This is a genomic window from Bradyrhizobium sp. URHA0013 (assembly GCF_000518345.1).
Lineage (GTDB): Bacteria > Pseudomonadota > Alphaproteobacteria > Rhizobiales > Xanthobacteraceae > Bradyrhizobium.
In genome coordinates this window covers 55,290-81,182 of sequence record NZ_JADK01000014.1, presented here as the reverse complement: position 1 = coordinate 81,182, position 25,893 = coordinate 55,290, and the positions used below count along the sequence as shown (strand labels likewise).

Sequence of the window (25,893 nt, the reverse complement as noted above, 5' to 3'; positions counted from 1 at the left end):
TCACGGTGAGCGTCACGACGCTTCCAGCGCCAATATTGCCTGTACCGGCCGTGACTCCGTTGCCGGTCGCGACCAAGGAAACGACCGTCGGTGCCGTCGTATCAGTGCCAGTCGTCACTGTCCCAACGGTGATCAAATCCGGAATCGAGCCCGCGCTGGTACCTGACGCATTCGTCACTTTGGCAGTAAAATTGTGAACGCCGTTCGCCAAGGTGCTCGTCGAGAACGACCAACTGTTGTCGCTATTTATCGTAGCGGTGCCGATCTGCGTGGCGCCGTCAAAAACGGTAACCTTGGTGATCGAGTAGCCAGGCGTCACCATGCCGTAGAGAGTAACAGTACTCCCAACCAACGCATTGCCGGTGATGATCGGAGAAGGAGGCAAGCTCGAACTGCTGCCGAACCCCGCTCCATTTTCGACACCAATCGCACTCACATTTCCAAGCGAATTAACGTTGTATGCCTGGATGCTATTCCACGTGTTGCCGACGAAAGTAGGACTCGTAAAGGTCCAGTGACCTGTACTGTCAACGGCAGCGCTTCCGAGCGCGACGCCATATGGCGTCGCGAAATAGACGGTCGTATTGGCCCCTGCGGTTCCGGTGAACGTAAATGTACCATTTCCATTGTCCACGGGATCGCCGAAAACCGGCGTCTTGACTGGTTGCGCGTCGATAGTAACTCCGGAAAATTGGACGAAGGCGCCGGTAAGGAGCGCCGCGATTCCGTTGCCGTCCTTGATGGTCGCACCATTCGGCAGGTCAGCGCCGACGATCGCAAGACCCTTAACGCTACTGTCGTTTGCTCCGACAGTGTAAGTGAATGTCAGACTGTTGGAGCCAGATCCCGCGCTGTAAACGGCGGTGCCGCCGTCGTTCAGCAGCAGCGTCGGCGTTCCCGTCACCGACACGACCGAATTCATCGTCAGCGTGAAAGTGATCTTGGTTCCGGTAACCGTCTGACCGCTTGGAGCGGACGTGGCGACCTTTGTGATAATCGGAGCAGTGAGCGCCGCTATTGTTGCACTCGCAATCGCAGATGCCTGTCCGACATTTCCCGCACTATCGGTTGCCGTCGCGGTGAGGTTATGGCTCCCAATCGACAGCGCGCTGGTCTGGTAAAACCAAGAACCATTGGACGACGCCGTCGCCGTTCCAAGCTTGGTAGAACCATCATAAATTGAAACGGCGCTATTGGCCTGGGACGTGCCACTCAACATGACCTGGTTGCCATTCACCACATCGGTCAAGATGAGCGGCGCGCCAGGCTTGGCCGTAATGACCGTGTTAGAATAGTCTACCGTGATCGGCTGATTGCTGGACCAGCCTTCGTAAACTCCTTCTTTCCAATAGACGCCACCGCCGTATCCGATCGGGCCGTGATAGTCGACGACCTGCTGACCGTTGATCCAAACCTCCAGGAAGCCGTTTGCATTGTTCTGGAAATTCACTTCCATGTGGACGTCAATCGGCTGCCCCCGCACGATCGGCGCCGAAGATACCCAAAGATAGCTATTCAGCGGATCGCCGGGCAAAGTAGCCGCGGTCCATTCCTTTTGCCCTGGAAGCGCATAGAACGCCTCGATTGCGAGATAGTCGCCCTCACCGTAACCATTTGCGCCGGTGAGATGGACCGCCAGCGGCGGGCTGCCGCCCTCGATCGACTGGTAAGTCGCGTCATTATCGTCCGCGTGGAATTGTCCGAGAATTTGCCACGCGAGACTGTCGCTTGTGTCGTTAAATCCCGGCTGAACCGTAAACTGATACGAAAGGTCTATCGTGGACGTGGCCGAATAGACCGTGCCACCGCTTATCTCACTACGGTGACTGTCATTGTCCAGCCAAATGTCGTTGGGGCGCAACTCAAACCTGAGCGTATGACTGTCGAGTTGTTTGATCGCCCAAGGTGCATTGCCATTAACGTTGGCATTCTCGACATAGTACTGCTGGCCGCCAACCAAGATTGGTGCAGACCATTGGTCGGTCAACGGAGAGAAATTGGATATCCCTACCGTAATAGTTTGCGTGAAAGCCGACGACGCAGCACTCGTAACGCCACTGACCGTTGCTGTCGCCGTAAAACTATGCGCTTCGTCCCTTAGTGAAGACGTTTGGTACGTCCAGATGCCAGCGCTGTTAGCTGTTGCTGCACCAAGAAGCGTGCTCCCGTCATAGACGGTGATCGTGCTATTAGGAATAGCAGTGCCGACAACCAACAGTTCGTCGGAATAACTCGCTCCGGGGTCTTTGTCGAAGACGACATTATCGGGCGAGGCCGCCAAAATGACTGGCGGATCTGTCTGCACGGCCATCTAAAGTCCCTCGATGCTCAGTTGACGCGCTGATGCGTTTCAAGCGTTGGAACAACTAAAGGGAACTTATGAAGATCCGGCTTTTTACAATCGTATAGTTTTATGAAACCAATCCGCCGATTAGTCGACACCGGCTGCATTGAATATTTAATTTCGCCGCCACGAGCTCCGCGCCCCCCCGGAAGCCAGTCAAATCTCAGCGCCTCAACGCTCGTTGAATTGAGCACACCGCCCCCCTTTATCCCAAATCCACCAAAACCAGATCAATCGACCGCCCGCGCTCCCCAGCGTCAGGACATCAACATGGTTAATTGCCTATTGCGGCAGCGTTGGGAACCCGGATTGTCCAAAGTGTGACGATCCGCCCCTCTCGGGCAATTAACCGTACCATAATACCAATTAAATGCCGCACAATGAAAGCGCCAACTCCGAACGCGGAGACAATCGAAGTTTATGAATTGGAGATTTGTTTCTCCAAAATTGAATTGAGGGGCCAAATGCCGGATAGCCAAAAGCGCTGGCGGCCCAGCGAAACACCGATCTTCAGGAGCAAAGCCGGGCGCCCAATCGCGATCACGGAACCGTCCAAAGGCACTGGGCTGAAGCTGGAACGGATCGTCCAGTGTCAATCGACGCGGCGAAACTGGACCCGCTGCCTTCGCGAAGATGACTGAGCCTGCTGGACTATGAGCCCCACAGCTACTGACGTCAGTACCGTGCTCAAGCACTTCGTCATGAAATTGCTTTCGCTGATGTTGAGGATGAGCGTAACGCACCAAACTGCAAAGGGGAAAATATTAGCTGACGTTTGACCGCCGGGGTTAGCAACCACCAGGCGGATCCCTTTCCAGAGGATCAGAACGAATATTCCAAAAATCAAAGGAGTGATCAGGTAACCGAACTCCAGAAACTTATCGACGTAGCCATTGTCGACGCTCCACTCCGACATGTCCGCCGCAATCTTTGCTCCAAAACCACCGCCAAGGAAACTATGACCCGAGGCATAGAAATTTTGCAGGATTATTGGCCAGAAATCCGCCCGACCTGTTAGATCCGTGGACTTTCCGAGAATCTGCACAATTACATAATTGAGAATGCCTAGCCGAAAGGCGAGCCCGATGATGGCCACACCGATCGCAAACTTCACGACCATCGGTTGGCGAAACGGAAGCGGCAAACGGGCAATGAAGTACGCCATGAATAGAAACGCAGGCGCGACCGCCGTAGCCACCATCCCGGTCGCGGACCCCGAACCGATTAGGCACATGACGCTGCAGACCAAAAAAAACGCCCATACTGGCGCCGGAAATATGGACGTGCGGTAGAACAACAACAGTCCTACCGTCAGCCCGGAAAAGTATCCCAGACCTTGTTTGTGACTGAAGACACCGCGCCAGAGACCGGCATGAACGGTTTGGTATGGGTCGCTCAGTTGGTGAATAGCCGTTTCGGGAAATAGGACGACCCACAGGATACTCAGCAGGCATCCAACCGCCATAGTCCTGACAACAAATTTGACAGATTGAAATCCTGGCAACAGTCCGACGATCACCAATCCGAGCAACGCTGTCGTCATGTAGGTGTTCGCAGTTTGAATCGTGGCGGCCCGGTTTTGGGACCAAATCGCCGAGACAAACGCAAACATAATCAGTGCTAGGATCGGCCAACACTGAGCGACCAGTGATCTTGTGCTCTGCGATCCAACGATAGCGCAGAAGACCAGCAGCTCCGTGCCAAGCGTCATCGCCTGCAGGATGGGCGACCCGACCCACTGGCCGGTCGCCATGTTCAGCGCCAACTGAATCGTAAAAGCGGGAAATGAGAAAATTAGACAGATACCGAGCAACATCCGCAAAGCAGCAGGCGTCGCATGCACCTCGGCGGCGGTCGGAGGAGACCGGAAAGGCGGACTTGCCCTAGACGGGACCACTCCATCTACAACAACGCTTTGTTGCCGCCCCGCGAATTTGGACATTGCAGAGTTCCTGAATTGCTTGTTCCGATTGAGACACGCTCAGCAAGCCGCTCAAGCCACCAATTAAAGAGGCCCCATGGCTTAAACGGCATCGGGTTCAAATTCAACCATTTAGGGAATTTCGACAGTCCTTCAACGCCTTAACTTTAATCGAAGACACCAGCGATTAAGCCTGAAAACCGCGGGTTCCTCGTGGCAGAGGCGCTGCAGCCATGTTACTGTTTAAATCTTATATCGGTCATTCCGTAGTTAATTTGGATGTTTCATGCTTCATGTAAACAAAGGTCATCAGCTTTCTTCCTTTGACTCGGACGCCAACGGCCTACCTGCTGGCTCAAATCAATCAGCACAATACATCCCGATGGTGCTTGGATTTCTGCGCCGCCAGGCTTGGGTGCTGGGGTGCGCCGTTGTGCTGGCTGTGAGTGCCGCAGGTCTCTATGCCCTGTTAGCTCCCCCGGTTTACAAGGCGACGGCCACAGTGGGTATCGACACAGCCAAGTTTCAGCTGTTTCAGCCCGCCGGCGAATTGATCATCGACTCGTCATCGGCGGTCGAGAGCCAACTCGAGATCCTCAAGTCCGAAAAGATCGCGCTTGAGGTCATCAAGAAGCTTCGCCTAACTGACAACATTCCGCCTCAGCAGGCCGGCTTTTTTGGGTCGTCAAAGCAGCCGACGGAGTTTGAATACACCAGGCAACTGCTCGCAGTACTGCAGAAGCATCTCACGGTGAAGCGCCTTGGCATTGCTTGGATTATCGAGATCAACTACGAGAGCCGCAATGCCGAGCAATCTGCGCAATACGCGAATGCGTTTGCAGACTCCTATATCGCCGATCAGCTCGATTCAAAATTCCAGGCGACGCGGCAAGTAAGCACCTGGCTGGAAGGGCGCGTCAAAGACATGCGCGAACAGACTTTGGCTGCCCAACGCGCCGTTGTGGAGTTCAAGGCCAACAATAACATTGTCGACACCGGCGGGCGGCTGATGAGCGAGCAGCAGCTAGCAGAGGTCAACAGCCAGCTATTGGCGGCGCGAGGACAATCGTCCGAGGCGAAAGCCCGACTTGAACGCGTCAATGCCGTGGTCCAGTCCGCACTGGCATCAGACAACACCAATGCTCTCGTCACCGACGTCCCAATCAACGACACGGTGGCGAAGTTGCGAGCTCAGCTTATCGACCTGACCACCAGGGAAAAAGAATGGTCAACCAAGTTCGGAAGCGATCATTTGGCGGTCATCAATCTGCACAGTCAGGCCACGCAGGTTCGATCGGCCATGATAGACGAGCTTCGCCGAGTCGGTGAAGCCTTCAGGAGCGACTACGATCTCGCGGTTCGCAGGGAGAAGAGCCTCGATTCGCAGGTTGCTCAGGCAGTTTCTCAGTCGGAGGCGTCCAACCGCAATCAGGTTAGGTTGCGCGAGCTTGAGAGTGCGGCAACGAGCACAAAAGAACTGTACGAAAATCTGAACAAGCGGTATCTGGAATCCGTTGAACAGAAATCTTTTCCAGTCACAGAGGCAAGGGTTATCACCCGTGCAGCCCCTGCTCTGGATCGAGAATTCAAATCGACTCTAAAGGTACTGGCGGGAATTCTCGGAGTTGGCGTAGCTCTCGGATGCGCGATCGCTTTTCTTCGCGAGTTTACCGACAACGTCTTCCGCAGCGTCAGCCAGATTGAGCGGCAACTTCAGAAGGATTGCATCACACCGGTTCCGCTCTGGAAAGAAGAGATCGACGCTAGCCCGGCGCGGCCGCGTCCTCTGGAAGGCGAGCGTTACCTGGCGCGATCGAAAGGGCCTGCTTGGGCCAGCGTCGACGCTCCCCTTTCCAGTCACGCAGAGGCGATGCGCACAATAAAATTGTCGATAGACCTCAATTGTCCGGGCAAAGGCGCCAAGGTAATCGGCATGACGTCGTCGCTCCCGAGAGAAGGGAAATCCACCGTTGCAGCCTCCCTTGCGCTTACGATCGCCTCAGCCGGGGCAAAAGTAATGCTCCTGGACTTCGATCTTCGAAACCCGGCAATCACGCGCACATTGGCGCCGAATGCGAAGATCGGTTTCCTTGACGTGATCTCGGGAAGAACGCCACTCGCGGATGCGGTTTGGACGGACCAGTCGAAGTATCTCTCTTTCCTACCTACGATTACAAACGGCCTTTTCGCTCAAAGCAACGAGATCATGAGCGCACAGGTCACCAAGACCTTGATCGATAAGCTGCGCAGTGAATACGCCTACATCATCGTGGACTTGCCGCCTCTAGCACCCGTGATCGACGCACAGGCCACCACCCATCTGATCGATGCATATTTGTTTGTTGTCGAATGGGGCGCTACGAAGATCGACGTTGTCGAGCATGCGCTTGGCCGGGCACCCGGTATCTTGGAGAATACTCTCGGCGTAATCCTGAACAAAGTAGACATGGACAAGCTCTATAAGTACGACGCCGAGAATCGCAGCTATTACGTCAATAAGCACTACTCACAGTACGGATATACACATTAGCGTCTAAAGTGTTGCCAGCACGCCGGCCGTCGGGGCCGGCGTGCTGCAGTTTGTCCCGGCAACAATCTTCCCCTCTTGGCTGGTCGGCTCGTCGTGGCTTTCGGATCGTATGGAGCGTAGCCGCGAGCATTCGCCAGGCCGCCGATCCAGTCTCGACGCCGGAATGTAGTCTGAGCTTTGGCACTCCACGAAGGAGGCGTGAGCCCAGCAAGGACCAGTCGATGTCGCGGAGAGCGCCCCAGGGTTAGTTAGCCCAATTAGGCCACACGCTCCTCAGGGACCACGCGGAAGCGGATGAGCTTTTGGCACGCGACGCCGGCGTGGGGCCCCGCCCGGCGAGCGAATGATGCGCCCTGCTCTTACAACAACGACGCAGGAATCGAGGCCGCTCTTGGCCTCTAGCGAGCTCACGAAATTTGCCACCATAGAAGTGGCAAAGGCTTCGGCAGCATACGATCGGCCATGGACATTGCACGGAGCCGAAGCAACTCTTCGAGGATGCAGGAGGCCGATCCCTCCCAAGCGGGCCTGTGCCGCCGCTCCAGCCAATTAAGGCAGTTGGCCTTGCACATTCTGCTCGGCCATGACGACCAGCATTTCCCACACAGCGGCCTGCAGGCAAGGCCACTTACTGACTGCGGATGAGCACGGCATGACCTCCGCCAGGATCGCGAATACCTCCTCGCCTATATCGGCTGCGAGAGCGATTCAGGCCGAGATCTTCTAATTCAGCCGACCATCCGCGACCTAGCCGACAGCTAGTAGGCTTCTACGTGACGCTGCCGGCGGGCAGACAGATTGAGCGCCAGCCACAGTCCCCCACCCCGCGAAAAGTCCGAGAAGTACAGAGCAGCATAGATCCCCGCCGTCCCATAGGCCGTGCCCAGCAAGACGACCATCATTGCGCCAACAGCATTTGCCGCCCCGCTTACGACCGTCGAGATCTTGTGCTGCTCGGCTGCGTTAAGAGCGTCGAATGCCAGAAACTGCACAGCTGTCGGAATTACGGTCCACGCAAGAGCCCTGACGACATCCGAGGCCGCGCCGAAGGCTGGGCCAAACACCAAGGACATGTAGGGCGCGATCAAGAAGAGGCCGACGCTGGTCGTCGCGCTAATGCCTAACGAATAGGGAAGATATTTTGTCGCAAGCCTCAAACTCGAGAGCGGCCCGTCTCTACCGGCAATCGCAAGCTTTCCATAAATGACCCGGTCAAACGCTCCCGGAACGACGAGTGCGGCTCCAATGAGCCTCCGGCCGGCGCCATAAATTCCAACAAAGTCGGGCGATGCGACCGCGCTCAGCACAAGAACGTCAACACTATGCCGGAGCATGATCAGGAAGCTGGAAAAGGCAAGACTTCCACCCAACCATACTTCCCGGCGAATAACGCACCAGTGCGGGCGGCCGAAACCCCACACCATGGCCAGGCAGACCAGTCCAATAACCACATGGGTCGCCGCCCACCACATGGCCCAGCTTTGCAATGAGTTGACGCCGAATAGACCGCACGCAGCGACGGCAGCGCATGCTCGCGCAACACCTGTACCGCCATTGATTAAGTTAGCTCTCTTGAAATCACCGCGAGCTAGAAAGATGTTCTCGGTAAGATTGAAGATGGAAGGAAAAGCCACGTTAACTGGTACCAGCAGTAACAGAATCTGTAGCCAGCTCGATGGATCTCCCCGGTCGATCGTTGAAGCAAAAAGCATTCCCCCGACAACCAAGACCGTCAGCACGGTCCCGGTCGCCAGAATCATCGTCAGGGTGTGACCCAGGGCCTCGGCATATCGGCCGGTGTCGCGGCTTACGATCCGGCGCAAGGCTTCTCCTGGGCCAAATCCACACCACGAGTTCGCCAACGCCGTCACTGCACTGATTGCCGTCAGTTCGCCAAACTGACCCGCGCCAAGGGAACGGGCAAGAAGGACAAAAGCGACAGTCTGCGCGACGATACCGACTGCTAGGCTACCGATCGAGCCAGCGAAGAGGCGAAACATCGGTAACTTGGGACCCAGAAAACCAACAATTCGGAACATGCTCAATATTTTTCAAAAGTCAGTATGGCCAGTATCAACCAGCGAATGGCGGACCATCAGCGACAAAAATGACGCCCGCGGCCGACAAGATTGGATAACGCCGGGGCTCTTCCATTTCCGCCGCATCTGCGACGGTGCAGCCACGATGGCAACGATAATACGTCATAATTCATTGGACAATACTCGCTCCGCCAATCCTGCTCCAAGCAACAATCCGAAACAATTCGTTCCAAGTCCCAGTTTATTTGCCGCCAGACTCAGCCACCGCGCAACCTCGCATAGTAGCCGCGGCTCGTTGACCGCCCCAACTTCGGGTGTGTCTGAATTGTTCGGGACAGCGCCGGAATCGACCACTCATCGATAACATCGTAGCCTAACTGGTCCAGCAACTTAAGGAACTCCGCCTTGTTGCGAATCTGGTACGGAATCTCCGCGCATCCGAAATTCTCAAGTGTAAAGACCGTCGCTCCTTCTCGCGTCTGGACCTTGTTCAGAAGCAAGTGGCGCGGCAATGCACGTAAACTTCCGAGAAAGACGTCGAACGGAACGTCCAGGTATTGCAGCAAGCCGGAAGCGAGCAGAACATCCGCCGCGGGCGCTTGGGATAGCTTGTCGATAAAGATGGGCCCGCACAGTTCGCCTTGTTCGACGAGCCGGCGTCCTGCGCGGACGATTGCGGGCAGATCGTAGATAATCCAATCGACCTTGTTTCCCATCCGCAGGTGGCTGCCAAACGCTCGGTATTTGGTTCCCAGATGGCCTCCGGCGTCGAGAATAACGCTGGTCTCAGGAGCCAAGCGATCCAGCCAGAACAAAATTGGATAATCTTCGAGCTTGAGCTCCGACATGTAATCAAGGGAATGCATGACTACTTCGTCGTTATCGTAGCCAACGAGCGCATCGGATCGCACGGCTGCGACAGCTTCTTGAAATGAGGAATAAGCTCCCCGATGCCGAAGATAAGGCGACCGAACTAGGGCAAGCAGGTGACCCAAGGCCCCTCTAAAAAGCAAAACCGGGGGCGTTGAGAGGAGATGCTGCAGCGCTGAAGGCAATTTAGACATGCTTCAAAGAATTTCTCGATCTGGTCGCCTGATTTGAGCGCTGGCACAAGTCTGCATCCTCTTTTGAGCCGCGCAGCGTTTAAGATTGCGCTCCGCAACACCAACAGAACTATGGAGACATCGATGACGTTTTACCAATCTGGGAGCCAAACCTTCGAAGAATCTGCGCCCGGGCGGCCTGTCGCGACGCAGAATACAGAAAGTCGTGCGTCGGCAGGAAATTTCGGTCGATTCTAGTTAATTCCCCCCGCCATTAAAACGGCGGCCCAGGCCCGAGCGCCGAGGGCACTTCAGGAGGGTGCGCTTGAGGCGGCGATGAGTTCCCGGTTTCGGTTCCCCAGATCAGGACAGTACCTTCGACCGGCATTCCAAAATAGGAACCCTGCCGAGGTTAATGCTTGCTGGCCGAAGCTGCGGTCGATTTCTCAAAACGGGCATCAGCCAGATCATAGGGAGCTAGCTTGAGCAACGGCCCGCCATTGCCTCTAAGGTAGAGTTCGAAGAACGCGAACGCGCTCTCGCCGATGGCTCTGGCTGCTCGCTTAGGATCGATCGTTCCCGAACGACCCACGAAGCGCACAGGAGACGAGAACGCGTAGTCTGAAAAATTGAAGTGCTTAGCCCGCTTGAGCGTGAGCCAATAGCCTCCAAAGGTTGCGTATAGCCTTCTCATTTGAACGAACTGCTCCCAGTCCATCGCCATCTCTCGGCGCTTCGATTGACCGACATCGCCGACACTGTCCGGCGGAAGCGGGTCGTTCTGACTCATAATGAACAAAGGAGCGATTGCACCCTGGTCGAGGGATTCATCTGCCATAACGCCGTCCATGTTGAGGCAGGCCTTGAATCGTCGATCGAGCCAGCACGCCTGTGCGGCCACACCCCCGCCGAGCGAAAAGCCAAAAATACCGATACTGTGCATATCAAGACGGTTCTCGAACAGTCCGAGCGGGTCCGCCGTGTTAAGATCCTCCAGGAAGTTCAACACAGATCGCACATCGTCTGCCCTGGTTCGGATCTCCGTCTCGATAGTCTTCAGAAAGCCACTGAATGCGGCTTCCGTTGAATAGACCCCTTCCTCAACCAGCCTGGATTTGATGATGCGCCCATCTGGAAAGGTGGTCACCGATGAACTGTATGGATGATCAATCCCGACAACGATGTAGCCGTGACTGGCGAGTTGTTCCGCTAGATGCGTATTCTCGGTTCTCATACCGTCCCACGACGGTGCATAGAGCAGAACAGGGTAGTGGCCTACTGAATCAGCCAGCGGAGCGTCTACGGTGGAATGCGTGTTTACCAAGCTAAATCGCGCGTTCCAGGCCGTCGTCGTCGTCTTCTCCTGGTAAGCGGCAACCTTGCCCGCGAACGTGCCAGCCGCTGGATACCAGACCTGGATCATGAGCTCTCTTGCCCCATTTGGCGTCAGCGGATCAGATCGGCCCTTGTCAACAACATATCGAATATTGGTACCAACGGAATTAGGTCCTGTCGGCGGCGGCAACTGGAATACCGGGAAAACTGTACACAGGACAACTCCACCACCGACGCAGCAGAGACCTATCAATTCGGTGACATACTGCGCCTGGACATTCTCCATCCATTGCGGAATGACCGACTGGAGGACGCCTGCAAAGGCCACAAGATAGATCGGGAGCATCTGCCACCGATATCCCTCAAACAGCAGATGGAATGCGATGATCGCCATGCACAAATACGGAAGATACGCCAACCAAAGATAATCTTCGCGACCCGGCGACAGCAGAAAGACGAGATGAGCAACCAGTACGGCGACTATTGAAATCTCAAGAATGCGCACCCGCAGCCCCTTCCCCGGCCATCCACGCAGCCGCCCCCGAATTCCCAGCCCAGATGCAATTCGCGCCGCGGCGGCGGAAGGCTACCTGAGGTACTTATCCAGCTGAAGTGCGACCTTCGCAACGTGCGGGTCGCGCATGAACGACAGATGGTCACCCGGAACATCGTGAACATCGACCCCCTCGGAAGCGACCAGCTCCCACCCCAAAGAACGATTCAGGTTGTACTCGGGATCACGTTCTTCCGACCTGAATAGAATGATGCGCACCGGGAGAGGTTTTGCCTCGTACAATTGTGCAATAGCCTTGAACATCGTCATGTTGTCCCGGAGTTGCGCCGGCATCGGACGATTGGCGAGACGAGAGAGCCGCTGAACAAGCGTCCATAGTCGCAAACGCATCTTCTTTCTGAGAAAGAAGAATGCACTTGAGAGCGCAACATCCAGCCTGTGTTCTGCTATGCGGCGATAGTATCGCCGCACCCGATCGATGATCCGAACGCTCCAGAAGCGGCGACGTTCATCGAACGAAAGATGCCTGTAGTATCCCCAATTGCTTGTATCCAGGATGACAAGGACGGGAACCTCTTCTCCTTCTGCGATCAGTTGCCTTGCCATTTCAAGCGCAATGACACCGCCGAACGAGTATCCGCAGATGCGATACGGGCCATGGGCCTGCACTCGACGTATTTCACTATTGTAGAGGCGAGCGAGTTCGTCGACGGTCATTGCCCGCTGCGCACCATCAAGTTCCGGCGACGCCAACCCGTATACCGGCTGATCGTTAGACAACGCTTTCGCCAGTTCACTATAGGCTAGGACATGTCCGCCCCCACCATGTACGCAGAAGAGTGGCACTCTTGCCCCGGTTGCGCGCAAGGGAACCAGGCATGATTGCTGACAATGGTCCCGTCTTTCGACGAGAGCTGCAAGTTGCTCGATCGTGCGATCCACCAGAAGCTTCGATAGGTCGATCTTGACGTCGAATTCCTTTTTGATCTCCGCGATCAACGTTGCCGCCAGCAGGGAATGCCCTCCCAAATCGAAGAAATCATCGCGAATACCGATCGTCGGCAGATCGAAAAGTCTCTCCCATATCGCCAACAACTTTGCTTCAGTTGGATTGCGAGGCTGATGAAACTCCTGCCCGCCGCCGCGGTTTTCCACAACCACACGCTGCCCCCACTCAACTAGGGGCGCTTTCAAACCGGAGACCAGCTTGTCCGGGTCGGTCGCGATTTCCGTCAGGACAAGCTGATAGTACGACATGATACTTTCGATCGATGTCGACTGAAACAAACCCTGATCGTACTCGAGGTTCAACCAGACTTCGTGGTCCCGCTCAATGACAGCGAGCTGCAGCTCAAAAGGATTTCCTACGCTGGCCGACGAAATCGGCCTAATCGCAAGCTCTCCCGCCTCCCGGCGCTGCAGGAAGGCCGTTTGATACAGAAAGTAGAATTGAAAGAGTGGATTCCTACCCTTGATCGACCTCATCTTGAGTCGCGCCATGATATTCTCGAACGGGAACACCGCATGATCGAGCGCATTCATTGCGACCTGACTGGTGTACCTAAGAACATCATCCAGCGTCGACCATTTTGCCAGATCGAACCGAAGGGCAATTGGTCCGGAGAATGGCCCAATCATGGGCTCCGTCTGCGAGCTTCGATTCGCGCTTGGTGATCCGATCGTAAGATCATGCTGGCCCGTGTAACGCTCCAACAGGATGGCGAACGCCGCCAATAATTGCATGTACATCGTAACGTTGGCCGAACGGCTGCGTGCCTTGAGCCGCTCGACCAGATGTCCCGGCAAGCGCACTCTTTCGACCGCGCCCCGAACCGCGTGGCGCTGACCGGGCGCGTAATCAGTCGGGAAATCCAACACCGGCAGCGGCCCCGCAAGCGTCTTCATCCAATAGGCGAGATGCTCGTTAGCTTCCTCAGATTCCAACCATTCTCGCTGCCACACTGCGAAATCCGCATACTGAATGGATAGTGGGGGCAATCCAGGCGTCCGATCCGCCGCAAGCGCTTCGTAGATCGCCCATAATTCCCGCTGCAGGATGCTCTGAGACCAGCCGTCCGAGATAATATGATGCACGGTGACGACGAGAACATGATCGTTAGGATCTAGATGAAGCAGCCGCACCCGCATGAGGGGACCGCGTTCTAGATTGAATGGCCCGAGCGCTTCGTCCCGCAGCAGCTCACCCAGGTCAAATCCGGCTTGCCTGGATTCCGTCTGCAGATCTGAGATGTGGACCTCGCATTCCGCTCGGCTCAAGACGACCTGATTGAGCTCGCCATCGAATTCCTTGAAGACTGTTCGAAGGATCTCGTGCCTATCCACGAGTACCCTAAGACTCTCCTGTAGACGCTCGGCCGAGAGTGGCCCCGCGATACGAACCGATGCCGGCATGTTGAAAGCAGCACTATCTGGTCGAAGGCGCGATAGCTGCCAGAACCGTAGCTGAGTGACGCTGGCCGGAAACTCGCAACTGCTGTGCAGAGCCGTTTCGTTGGTGGCCGGCACTTCGAGTACGCTTTTCTCCTCCCCTTCATCGGATGGAACGAGGTCATCGGAGACCGGACCGATCCACGGCAGCCCCGATAGCCTCACATCGGGATCCTTGGCGATGGCTTGAAGAATGCCGTCGAAAACTTCAATCAGCATATTGCCGGTTTCAGCGGTGTAACAATCCGCGTTGTACTCGAGCGACAACCTCCACCCCTCTGCTCGTTCGACCAGAAAGAAATTGAGGTCGAAGAGCGCACCCGGCGATTTCGACGGTATCGGCGAGACCTGGACGCCTGGAAAATCGAACTCAGAGTCCACAGCCCCGCCGAAGGCCCGCTGACAGACGAAATTGACGGAACAGAATTGCCCGTTTCGCGTGTCCTGATCGTCGGTCAGCGCCTCGACTATATTCTCGAAGGGGATCGCCTGGTGGGCAAGGGCGTCCCATACATCGTCGCGAACGCGAGCAGCCAACTGCCTTAAGCTCGGATCACCCGAAAGGTCCCCCCGGACTGCAACCTGATTGACGAACAACCCGACCAGGTTCTCGAGTTCGGGCTGGCTGCGGCTCGCCAACGGAGTCCACATAGCGATGTCAGTCGCCCCGGTGCACCGATGCAACGTCGCGAAACAAGCCGCCAACGTCGTGCTGTACATTGTGCCGCCATACTGTTCGCTGAACGACTTCAGCGAATTCGAAATACTTCTTGGCACCAGACGTGAGAGTATGGCTCCCTTCGCAAACTCACTGTGCTCCGCCAGATCCGGCTTCAATCTGAACGGTTGGTAGTCCCGCAGTTTGTCTGCCCAGTAGCTCAGGTCTTCTTCGCCCGCTTTCTCGGCCTGTTCGGCGCTCCAGACGACATAGTCCGGAAATTGAATCGAAAGTGGGCAGAGATCGGGCGTCCTCCCCTCCGAAATGGCCGCGTAGAGCCGCTGCAGCTCGCGCATGACAACCCCAATCGACCACCCGTCAAAGATGATATGATGGAGAGTCAACATTAGGAGGTATTGAGACTCATCGATGCGGAGCAGGCCAACGCGAATTAGCGGGCCCTTTTCAAGATTGAAAAGCCTCGTAGCCTCGGCCGCGCAGATTCGCTCGATTTCGGCTTCACGATGCGCTTCCGGCGAATTGCGAAGGTCGGTCACCGGGATCAACAAGCTCAGCGATGGAGCAATCTGCTGATGGACCTCGCCATCGATAGAGACGAAGGTGGCTCGAAGCACTTCGTGTCGTGCAACAATCTCATTGAAGCTCCGCTGCAAAGCGGAGAGATCCAATGGTCCCTTCAGGCTCCAGCGAAACGATGCGTTGTACGCCGAATTCCCCGGACGCCCCTCGCTATCAAGCCAGATGCGCCTTTGCGCCGGAGAAAGCGGAAACGCAAGTATATCGTCATCCGGCTTGCCAGGCGCTCCTGGGGCACCGAGACCTCCTTGCATCGCGCTTAATACAGACATCTTCGTTCTCAGTCGTGAGCCTTCCTGCCGCGAGATACCTCGCGCTTAACACGGTACAGATTCCGTTCGACCGGTATGATAGTTTGCGATTGCGCCACGGGCTTACCTTGTGCGAGCTCGGCTAGCACGGCACTGATCGTTCGTTTCTGGAGCACCAACTTTGGGGTAATCTGCAGCCCAGCCTTGGCTGCACGCGACGTAATCTGGAATACGTGGAGTGAATCGGCACCGAGCTCAAACAGATTATCTGTGATGCCGATTCTTTCCAGCTTCAGTATCTCGCAAACAATTCCGGCCAAGCTCTGCTCTTGTGCCGTTTTTGGCGCGACGTATTCGCTGGATTTGATCGCGCCGCCGAGGTCCGGTATGGGCAACCGCTTCTGATCGACCTTGCCATTTATCGTGAGCGGCACCGCATCGATCAAGACACAGGCGTGCGGAATCATGTGAGCCGGCAACTTATCCTGGAGGTATTGTCGCAGGTCAGCGGGAGCGACGGAATTGCCTTGCTTTGCGACGTAATAGGCAATGAGCTTGGCGCTCCCATCGTCCTTGCGAACAACGACCGTGGCCTGCTGCACCGCAGGATGTTCGACCAGGGCAACCTCAATCTCGCCCGGCTCGATGCGGAAGCCACGAATCTTGAGTTGCGCATCGGCCCTACCGAGATACTCGATATCACCCGTCGAAAGTATCCTGGCGAGATCTCCCGATTTGTACATCGTTGCGTCGGCAGCCGCCGCGAAAGGATCCACGACGAAGCGCTCGGCGCTCAATTCAGGACGACCCAAATAGCCACCGGCGACGCCGGCCCCACCGACATAGATCTCTCCGGTCACGCCGGCCGGTACCGGCCGCTGCCTTGCATCCAGCAAGTAGAGGCGCAGGTCCGGGATCGGCGTGCCAACCAAACTACGCGCCTCCAACGCAATATCCTCCGCACTCAAGGGGCGATAGGTGACGTGGACGGTTGTTTCGGTGATGCCGTACATGTTGACGAGCCGCGGAGTGCGATCTCCGTGGCGCGCGACCCAGGGTCTCAAGCTCGCAAAATTGAGCGCCTCACCACCGAAGATCACGTGCTTGAGAGACAGCGGCTTGATATGTCCGGCCTCTTCGACCTGGATGAGTTGATAAAATGCCGCCGGCGTCTGATTGAGAACCGTCACTCGCTCGTCAGCCAGGAGATTGTAGAAGTCCTGCGGTGAGCGCGTAACGAGATACGGCACGACGACCAGGCGCCCGCCGGTCAGCAGACATCCCCAAATCTCCCAGACCGAAAAATCAAACGACGACGAATGGAACAACGTCCACACATCGCTCTCATCGAAGTTAAACCAAGGCCTCGTCGATTCGATCAGCCTCGCCACGTTGTGATGGCTGACCACAACCCCTTTTGGCTTTCCGGTGGACCCGGAAGTGAAGATCACATAGGCAGGAGCATCGGGTGTAGAGTGAGGCGGCAGGTTTTCAGTGCTTTCCCCACGAATGCCCGGCGCATCCCTGTCAACGCAAATGACCCTTGCCGGGCTGTCCGGCATTCGGCTTGCAAGCGTCTCTTGGGTGAGCAAGACAGCAGGCTTGGCATCTTCGACCAGCATCGTCAGCCGCTCGAGTGGATAAGACGAATCCAGCGGTACGTAGGCCGCCCCCGCCTTCAAGATAGCTAACATCGCAACGATCATATCGAGCGAGCGCTCGAAGCTCGTCGCCACCATTGCTGACGGCCGCAGCCCGGATCGTTGCAGATACCGCGCCAGCTGATTTGCGCGTGCATTGAGCTCGCTATACGTGAGCCGGCTCTGGCCAATCTGAAGCGCGATCCGATCCGGCGACCGAGCCGCGCGCTCCTCGAACATGTCCACGATCGATCGAGTGGACGGCGCTTCTATCGAATTCGGATTCAGTCTCTGTATGACCAACGCGGCCTGTTCCTTGGTCATCAGCGAGAGGTCATCGACCGTCGTCTGCGGGTCTTGAACTGCGCCCAGCAAGAGCGTTTCGAAGTACCGCATCCACAGCGACATCGTGTCTTTGTCGAAGAGATCTGCGTTATAATCGCAATCGATGACCAAGCCGCGCTCGGACTCAATCACGTTGAAGAAGAGATCAAGGATGACCGACGCCTTGGGATTCGGCTCGACCGCCGTCTCGAGTTCTGCGAAACGGGCACCTGCTCCAAGGCGCTCAAGATTGAATTGAACCTCCATGAGCGGCATCCGCGCGGGATCGCGAGGTACCCCGAGCTTTCGCACGAGTGTTCCATATGTATAACCTTGATGGTCATACGCATCGAGCAGTACCCGCTTGGTACTTCCAAGAGTTGTCGCGAACGAGGCGTTCGGATCAATTTGAGTTCGGAGAGGGAGAAAATTGACACAGTGCCCGACAAGGCTGCTGTCGTCGTCGACAAGGCTCTGCCCGGCTGCCGGAACGCCGACTACGATATCGGTTTGGTTGCTGAGCCGGTGAAGAAGCACATAGAAACCAGATAATAGCGTCGCAAAAAGCGTGCAGCCGTTCTTCGCACCCAGTTGCTTTATCTTCTGATGCGCTTCAGCACCGATAAAGGACCGCACGGTTGCACCTGCATGCGTCTTCGTCCCCCCGCGCGGGCGATCGGTCGGCAACGCCAGTGGTTCGGGCAAATAGCTGAACTGATCTAGCCAATAGGCCTCAACATCGGCGTTCTTACCAGTCCGCTGTAGTTCGTGTTGCGCGTGCGCGTAGCGACTGAAGCTGGCCGGCGCTGGCAGATCCGGCACCCTTGCTTCGACTTTGGCGGAATAAATCGTTGCCAATTCATCGACGAGTATATTCGTCGACCACCCATCGCAAACGAGATGATGCGATGAGACCATCAATTGAGAGTCTTCGGGCTCGAAACGCACGACCTGCGCACGAATGAGCGGTCCGTTGACGAGATCGAACGGAATTCGAGCATCCGCAGCCAGAATTCGCTCATACTCGGCCTTGCGCGCAGACGTCTCGAGAGACGACAGATCAAGAACCGAGATGTCCAACCGAAGCGCCGGCCGAACAAGCATGCATTGCCCCTCGGCATCGATAGTGGAACGAAGAGCTTCATGTCGTTGGATGAGTTCGTTCAGCGCTTCGCGCAGCAGATCGATCCTCAGCTTGCCCCTCAGGCCAACACTGAATGACTCATTGAACGCGCAGGACGCCTCGCTACCCAATGTTGTAGCCAGGAATATCTCACGTTGCGCCTCGGTCAGTTGAATCGGATCTTTTGGATCCGGACTGGCAGCCTTTACGTGAGGAGGGTCGGATAGAGCGGCACTTGCGGGCGCGGAGAGGAAGCCGGCCTGCTGCATCGCGATGGCACTATCCCTAAACGCGCGAACGATCGTTTCGAGATCCGCATCACTGTGCGATGTCGTGAGGAAGCAAGGGAAACCCTCGCGGATATGAATCCCCTTATCACGCAGATAGAAATAGTAGAGGCTCGCAAGGCGTTCCGACGCGGGGAAGCTGAAATAGAAGAAGCTACCGAACGTCTCGATTTTGGTCGGCACATTCTCAGACTGCAGCACCGAGTTAATTCGTTGCACCAGGTCCGCAGTTCGCCTGTTCAGCCGTTCCTGCAGTGCAGGCCCCTGCTCTCTGAGATGTACCAGCACTGCGTGCATTGCCGCGACAACAAGCGGGTGACGCACAAAGGTACCGGCAAAGAACGTAACGCCGACTTCAGGATAGGAATCATCTCCGAACTGCCATGCACCTCCATCAAGAGCATCCATGAAGCGACTCGTCCCGGCGAGGATACCGACCGGCATACCGCCGGCCAAGACCTTCCCGTAAGTCGCGAGATCCGCTCGAATTCCAAACAGGGCCTGGCAGCCGCCGGGATGGACTCTGAAACCCGTGACGACCTCATCGAAGATCAGCGCTGTGGCAGACGCCGCCGTAATCTTACGAACTTCCTTGAGGAAGCTTACCGGTTGCAGCGCAGGGTGGCGGCTTTGAACGGGCTCGACAAGAACCGCAGCAAGATCGTCCGCATTCTTGCGGATCCACTCGAGCGACTCAGCCGTTCCATAATCCAGCACCACCATGTTCGATACACTCTCCCGCGGAATGCCGGGTGCAATCGGAGCGACGGACGGTTCGCCAGTCCTGCTCTTGACGCCCTTCACAAGGACCTCATCGAACAGACCGTGATAGTCGCCGCCGAACATGACAACCTTGCTCCGGCCGGTGACAGTCCGCGCAACGCGAAGCGCCGCAAGGACCGCCTCGGAACCGGTATTGCAGAACGCCATGCGTTCGTTACCTGTCATGTCGCAGAACATCTTCGCGACTTCGCCCGCAAGCGCGCTTTGGGGACCTGTTTCGAACCCGGCATGGAGCTGCGTTTCAATCGCGCTTTCCACAAAATCCGGGCGGTGGCCCAGCATGATTGGCCCGAAGCCATTCACAAGGTCGATGTACTCGTTACCGTCGATATCCCAGATGCGCGATCCCTTCGAGCGGTCGGTGACGATCGGATAGACCATCTCTTTCCACCGGTCGCGAAACCCCGAAACGACGCGGGGGTCGGCGAGAACATTACGGTATTGCTGGGTGAGGTTCTTGGATTTCGATGTGCGTTGATTCACACGCTCAATCAGCCGCTTGAGGTGCGTCTCCTGCTGCTCGGTCAACTCTTGCGACGTGCCGACTTGCGGCGGCTTGTACGGACCGTGCGGCTTTATGGTAGCCGCCGGGACGGCTTGAGGAGACGCGACTGAAGCCTGAACGGGCTGGCGGATCGGCAGAGGAATGACTGCAGGATTCGCGGCCACGGGTGCTGGAGCTTTAGCTTGCATTGTCTCGAGCTGTTTAGCGAACAGCAAGTTCATCGCCTGCAACTGATCCCGCATGAGATTCGCGAGCGCGTCTCCGTCAGCGGAAGCTGGTCCGACCTGTACGCCCGGCGATAGTTGGACGGTTCGAGCTACCGTTGCAGAACTCTCATCAGGGATAGCGACGCGCGACCGGTCAGTCTGCGCTGTTCCGTTGATAGGTTCTGCGAACATATTGGGCGGAAGTTTCTCGCCCAGATATTCCGTTAGTCTCGCCAGGCTGGAAACTTCATTGAGCAATTGCCGGAAAGTGATCTTGATCCCGAACTTCTCCTGAAGGACCTGCGCGAACTGCGTCAGAAACAGCGAGTCGAACCCCATTTCGAGGAACGTCGCGGTCTCCGTCGCCGCAACTTCCACACCGGACAAGTCATGCAGTAGTTCGGCCAGCGCGTCGTGGATCCTGTCGATCCGAGTTACTGACGAGATCAAAGCCGGCTGGGAATTGATAATCGGCGCCATGTTTGCCGCTTCCATCTGTTGATCAGTCGTTGAGTTCGATGTGAGTGAATGGGGCATGTTGCCAAGCGGGGGCGTCGTGACCGCACCCGTCTCCGCCGGCGTTTCCAGCCAGTATCGCTTGCGTTCAAAAGGGTAGGTCGGCAACGGCACGCGTAGACGGTGCTCGCCATTGTGCATGCTCTGCCAATTCGGACGGACGCCACCAAGCCACACGGCCCCCAGAGCGGCCATGAGCGCATCCATATCACCCTCGCCGGAGAAGCCGTCCGAGAGCGAAGGGACAATGATCTGGTCACTGGGAAAGCCGTGCTGCCGCGCTAGCGTGGTCGTCACATTGCCAGGCCCTACCTCCACCAGAATCGCGCGGCTGCTTCGTATGGTCTGGACGGCTGATGAAAAACGAACAGGTTCGCGAGCATGACGGGCCCAATAATGTGGATCCATTGCTTGATCGTCAGTGATCCAATCGCCAGAGACCCCCGAGACGTACGGTATCTTCGGTGCGCAAAGCTTGGTACATGCGAACGCCTCAGCCAACGGTGCGATGAGGGGATCCATCATGGCCGAGTGGAATGCGTGCGACGTTACCAATCGTCGGCAGAGGACCTTCCGATCTGCCAACTCGCGCTCAAATTCGGCGAGAGCATCAAGCGGTCCCGCCACCACACAAAGAGAGGGAGAATTAACCGCCGCTAGTGACAACGGCTCTCGCAAGACTTCGCGGAGATCGCTTTGCGGAAGCCGAACCGAGAGCATGCCGCCAGCGGGCAACTGCTGCATCAACCGCCCCCGCAAAGCAACGAGTCTCAACGCGTCTTCGAGCGACAGAACGCCTGCGAGGCAGGCCGCAGTAAATTCTCCGATACTGTGGCCGACCATCGCCTTTGGTCGGACGCCCCAACTGATCCAGAGCTGAGCCAGAGCGTACTCAATTGTAAATATGGCCGGCTGGGCAACGACCGTCTCGGTTACTATTCGCCGTGTGCTCTCGCTTGCTCCTGCCGGGGGATACAGCAACGTTCGAAGATCGTCTCCAAGATACGGACGCAAGACTTCCGCGCACCGATCTACCGCGTCACGAAATATTGGCTCGTCAGCATAAACGCCGGCCGCCATCCCGACATGCTGCGAGCCCTGCCCCGGAAACATAAAGCAGACCTCGGGAGCATCTATCGTCTTTGAGCGCGTCTGCAATTTATCGCGCGTGGACAGGCATCGAACAGCCTCGGCGAGATCGCCGGCGACCACCGTCCGGCGGAACTCGAACTCGCGCCGGCCCTCCTGCAGAGTCCAGGCCACATCCGACGGGTTCAGTTCGGGATGTGAACGTAGATGCTCCGCCAGATTATCAGTGGCCCGTTCGAGAGCCGCCGGCGAACGTGCGGACAACACGAGCAAATGCTTGGATCTGGAAGACGAAGCTTCAGGACGCTTCGGCGCTTCCTCAAGCACGACGTGGGCGTTAGTTCCTCCGACGCCAAATGCACTTACACCAGCACGACGAAGCCCTTGGTCGTTCTTCCATTCCGAGCGCACGGTCGCGACCCGAAAGGGGCTATTCTGCAGGTCAAACTTGGAATTCGGGTTCTTGAAGTGCAGCGTCGGAGGAAATACGCCGTGTTTCACGATATGCGATGCGTTGATCAATCCGGTAACACCGGCAGCGATATCCAGATGCCCCACGTTGGTCTTGGCAGTTCCTATCGTGCAGAATTGTTTACGGTCGGTGGCCGCACGAAATGCCTTGGTCAATCCGGCGAGCTCAATCGGATCGCCTAGAGGCGTCCCTGTTCCATGGGCCTCGATGTAGCCAATTGTATCCGGATTGATCCCGGCAACCTCTTGCGCCATCGCGACGACACTTGCCTGTCCCTCCACGCCGGGGGCCGTGTAACCAACTTTAGCCGATCCGTCATTGTTGACCGCAAAGCCGCGAATGACGGAATGAATTTGGTCGCCATCTCGAATTGCATCGTCGAGCCTCTTCAGCAGTACAACGCCGACGCCGCTGCCAAACACCGTACCCTGCGCATCAGCATCGAACGCCCGGCAGTGTCCATCCGGCGAGACCATGCCTCCTTCCTGGTATGGGTACCCTCGCTGCTGGGGGAGCGTAATCGATACCCCGCCGGCCAAGACCATATCGCTCTGGTAAGTCAATAGCGATTGGCACGCCTGAGTGACCGCCAGCAATGACGTCGAACAGGCCGACAGCATCGTGAAACTCGGCCCCCGCAAGTTCAGCTTGTACGAAACCCGTGTGGCCAGGAAGTCCAAGCTGTTCCCCATCATCTCGACATAGTTCGAGACCTGGTAACCGGACGTGAATTTTTCGATGAACCCCGGTGTCGCGCAGAGGCGCGAGAGAAAATACGACGAGAGGGAGGATCCTCCATAAACACCGATCAGGCCGGGATACGTATCCGGCACATAACCTGCACTCTCGATCGCCTCCCAGCAGCATTCGAGAAACAGTCGCTGCTGCGGATCCATCAGTTCCGCCTCGCGCGGATAGATACCGAAGAAGTCCGCATCAAAGAGTTCGATATCGTCGATGATCGACCGCGCGTTTACATGGCGAGCATCGCTCGCGTGACCGCGCACCGATTCAATATCGTCCGTGCGAAACTGAGAGATCGACTCGATTCCCTCGAGCTGATTGCGCCAGAACTCCGCAACGCTGCGCGCGCCTGGGAATCGTCCCGCCATGCCGATGATGGCTACACCTTCTCCAACCGTGTTCTCCGCGTCCAGATTGCTCACGAAGCGTCACTCCTGCGAAATTCACGTTTCCGGCCAAGCGCGGCGCGCTGCTTCTGCGCTCTCTGTTGTGCCTCTACGAGCAGGTTTTCCGGCGATGAACTCTCTTTCAGGCGGCGCGCGAGCGTTCGTATCGTCGTGAACTCGAACAAATCTGTAACAGGGATTTCAAGGCACAACGCTCGTTGCATACGACCGTGAACATTGGCGAGCAAGAGAGAGTCTCCCCCAACATCAAAGAAGTTGTCGTCTGCACCAACGGACCGTGTACCGAGAACTTCGCACCAGATTTCCTTGATCTGCTTCTCCATCGGCATCAATGTCGAATCGATCTCGACATTGTCGTTCGTCCGGGGAGCAGGCAGTGCGGCGCGGTCGACCTTGCCGTTGATTGTCAGAGGAAGCGCTTCGAGTTGCTCATAGGCATATGGCACCATATGCGCGGGAAGCCGGGTCTTAAGAAACTCGCGCAAGTCCTCTGCCGTCGTGGATGCGGATGGCTTCTTCCGGACGAAATAGGCAACCAGCTTTGGCTCTCCGGGACCATCTCTGCGCGCCATGACGACAGCCTGCGCGACAGAGCGGTGATCTGCGAGAATTGCTTCGATCTCTCCCAATTCGATGCGGTAGCCGCGGATCTTCACCTGCGAGTCACCGCGACCAAGATATTCGAGATCGCCGGTCTCAGTAGCACGCGCCAGGTCACCCGACTTGTACATTAAGGCTGGCGAATCCAGGACGAAGGGATCCCGAACAAAACGTTCCGCGGTAAGTTCAGGCCGGTTCAAATAACCGCGCGCAACTCCAGCTCCGCCGACATAAATTTCGCCCACATCGCCGACGGCGACGGCGCACAATTCGGAGTCGAGCAAATAAATACGCAAATCGGGGATAGGAACGCCGATCAGGCTTCTCGTCTCGTTGAGAGCATCATTCAACGTAACCGGGCGATATGTCACATGGACAGTCGTTTCCGTGATCCCGTACATATTGATCAACTGTGGCGTCCGGTCGCCATGCCGTTCGAACCACGGGCGGAGATTCGCAAAATTGAGTGCTTCCCCACCGAAAACGACGTAGCGCAATTTCAGCGCTTCGGCGGTACTGGCCTCCTCAACTTGAAGCAGCTGATAGAATGCTGCCGGCGTCTGGCTCAGCACTGTAACCTGTTCGTCGACGAGCAGCTTGTGGAAATCGATCGGCGAACGAACGGCCAAGTGCGGTACGCACACAAGTCGGCCGCCAGTCAAGAGGCATCCCCAGATCTCCCAGACGGAAAAATCAAACGCCGAGGAGTGAAATAGCGTCCAAACATCGCTCGGACCGAAATCAAACCAGTGCGCTGTCGACGCAAAGAGGCGCAGCGCGTTTCGATGGGTCACCATTACGCCCTTCGGCCTGCCCGTCGATCCGGATGTATAGATCACATAGGCAAGGTTATCGGCCGAAGCGTCGTCATCCAGACGACCGGCGTCCTCTTCGGCAATGATCCGATGGTCCCTGTCGACGCATACGACGGATCCACTGTCCTGCCGCGCCACTTTCTGGGCAAGCGCATCCTGCGTGAGGAACACACTTGGTTCTGCATCCTCGAGGATCATCGAAATCCGTTCAACCGGGTAGGACGGATCGATAGGGAGATATGCAACCCCCGCTTTGAGAACAGCGAGTATGGATACGATGAGATCCAGTGACCTCTCAAAGCAGACTGCGACCAGCCCGTCAGACGGCAGGTCGTGCTTGCGTAGCGTCCTGGCCAGTTGGTTGGAACGCTGGTCGAGCTGGCGGTAGGTCAAGCAGTCGTCGCCGAGCTGGACTGCGACGCCACCGGGCGTGCGGGCAGCCTGCTGCTCGAAAGCTCGGCTCAACGTTTCACAGGAGGATGGCAGCGAAAGCTGGGGATCCATTCCTCTGGCCAGCGAATTAGCCTCTGCCCACGCCATTTTACTATCGCCTCCGCCGACTGCCCCTGCAATTAGAAATCGGGCACGTTGGCGCGCTAAAATCTCAATTTAAACTAAGTACAGCATAGCCGTTTTGTTCTTCGGTCGCAGCCTATTTGCTGATAACGTTAATCCCTGCGGCTTCATTGGTTAATCAAATAA

General features: G+C 56.6%; 9 protein-coding genes. 1 reads left to right on the top strand and 8 read right to left on the bottom strand.

What is annotated here, in order from left to right; all coding sequences use genetic code 11:
• Both N551_RS0119030 and N551_RS0119025 read right to left on the bottom strand, forming a co-directional pair.
• A partial coding sequence (locus N551_RS0119030) for an Ig-like domain-containing protein (protein ID WP_027568245.1) occupies positions 1-2,311 on the bottom strand: 2,311 nt, incomplete at its 3' end.
• 625 nt (positions 2,312-2,936) lie between these two features.
• Positions 2,937-4,286, bottom strand: coding sequence for an O-antigen ligase (locus tag N551_RS0119025; protein ID WP_155809807.1), 1,350 nt, complete (start codon positions 4,284-4,286; stop codon positions 2,937-2,939).
• A 265-nt stretch (positions 4,287-4,551) separates the two neighbouring features.
• On the opposite strand from N551_RS0119025, the gene N551_RS0119020 reads away from it, so the two are divergent.
• Positions 4,552-6,795 carry a polysaccharide biosynthesis tyrosine autokinase gene (locus N551_RS0119020; RefSeq protein WP_027568243.1) on the top strand — a complete coding sequence of 748 codons (2,244 nt, stop codon included), beginning with the start codon at positions 4,552-4,554 and terminating at the stop codon, positions 6,793-6,795.
• Positions 6,796-7,553: 758 nt separating this feature from the next.
• Here the strand turns inward: N551_RS0119020 and N551_RS0119010 are convergent.
• The 6 genes from N551_RS0119010 to N551_RS35885 all read right to left on the bottom strand — a co-directional run bounded on the left by N551_RS0119010 (position 7,554) and on the right by N551_RS35885 (position 25,695).
• Positions 7,554-8,834: a lipopolysaccharide biosynthesis protein gene (locus N551_RS0119010; RefSeq protein WP_081747897.1), complete on the bottom strand. Its 1,281-nt coding sequence runs from the start codon at positions 8,832-8,834 to the stop codon at positions 7,554-7,556.
• A gap of 257 nt (positions 8,835-9,091) precedes the next feature.
• Positions 9,092-9,829, bottom strand: a complete 738-nt coding sequence (locus N551_RS35895) for a TIGR04325 family methyltransferase (RefSeq protein ID WP_035961594.1) — start codon at positions 9,827-9,829, stop codon at positions 9,092-9,094.
• 460 nt (positions 9,830-10,289) lie between these two features.
• Positions 10,290-11,717, bottom strand: coding sequence for a hypothetical protein (locus N551_RS0119000; protein WP_155809806.1), 1,428 nt, complete (start codon positions 11,715-11,717; stop codon positions 10,290-10,292).
• Between the two features lie 81 nt (positions 11,718-11,798).
• A complete protein-coding gene (locus N551_RS36670; protein ID WP_081747896.1) occupies positions 11,799-15,701 on the bottom strand; it encodes an alpha/beta fold hydrolase in 3,903 nt (1,300 codons plus the stop codon).
• Between the two features lie 8 nt (positions 15,702-15,709).
• Positions 15,710-23,791 (bottom strand): hybrid non-ribosomal peptide synthetase/type I polyketide synthase, encoded by an 8,082-nt coding sequence (locus tag N551_RS0118990; RefSeq protein WP_027568239.1) that lies wholly within the window; start codon positions 23,789-23,791, stop codon positions 15,710-15,712.
• Positions 23,788-25,695, bottom strand: coding sequence for an amino acid adenylation domain-containing protein (locus N551_RS35885; RefSeq protein WP_051462842.1), 1,908 nt, complete (start codon positions 25,693-25,695; stop codon positions 23,788-23,790). The genes N551_RS0118990 and N551_RS35885 overlap by 4 nt, the downstream gene beginning before the upstream one ends.
• Positions 25,696-25,893: the final 198 nt, after the last annotated feature.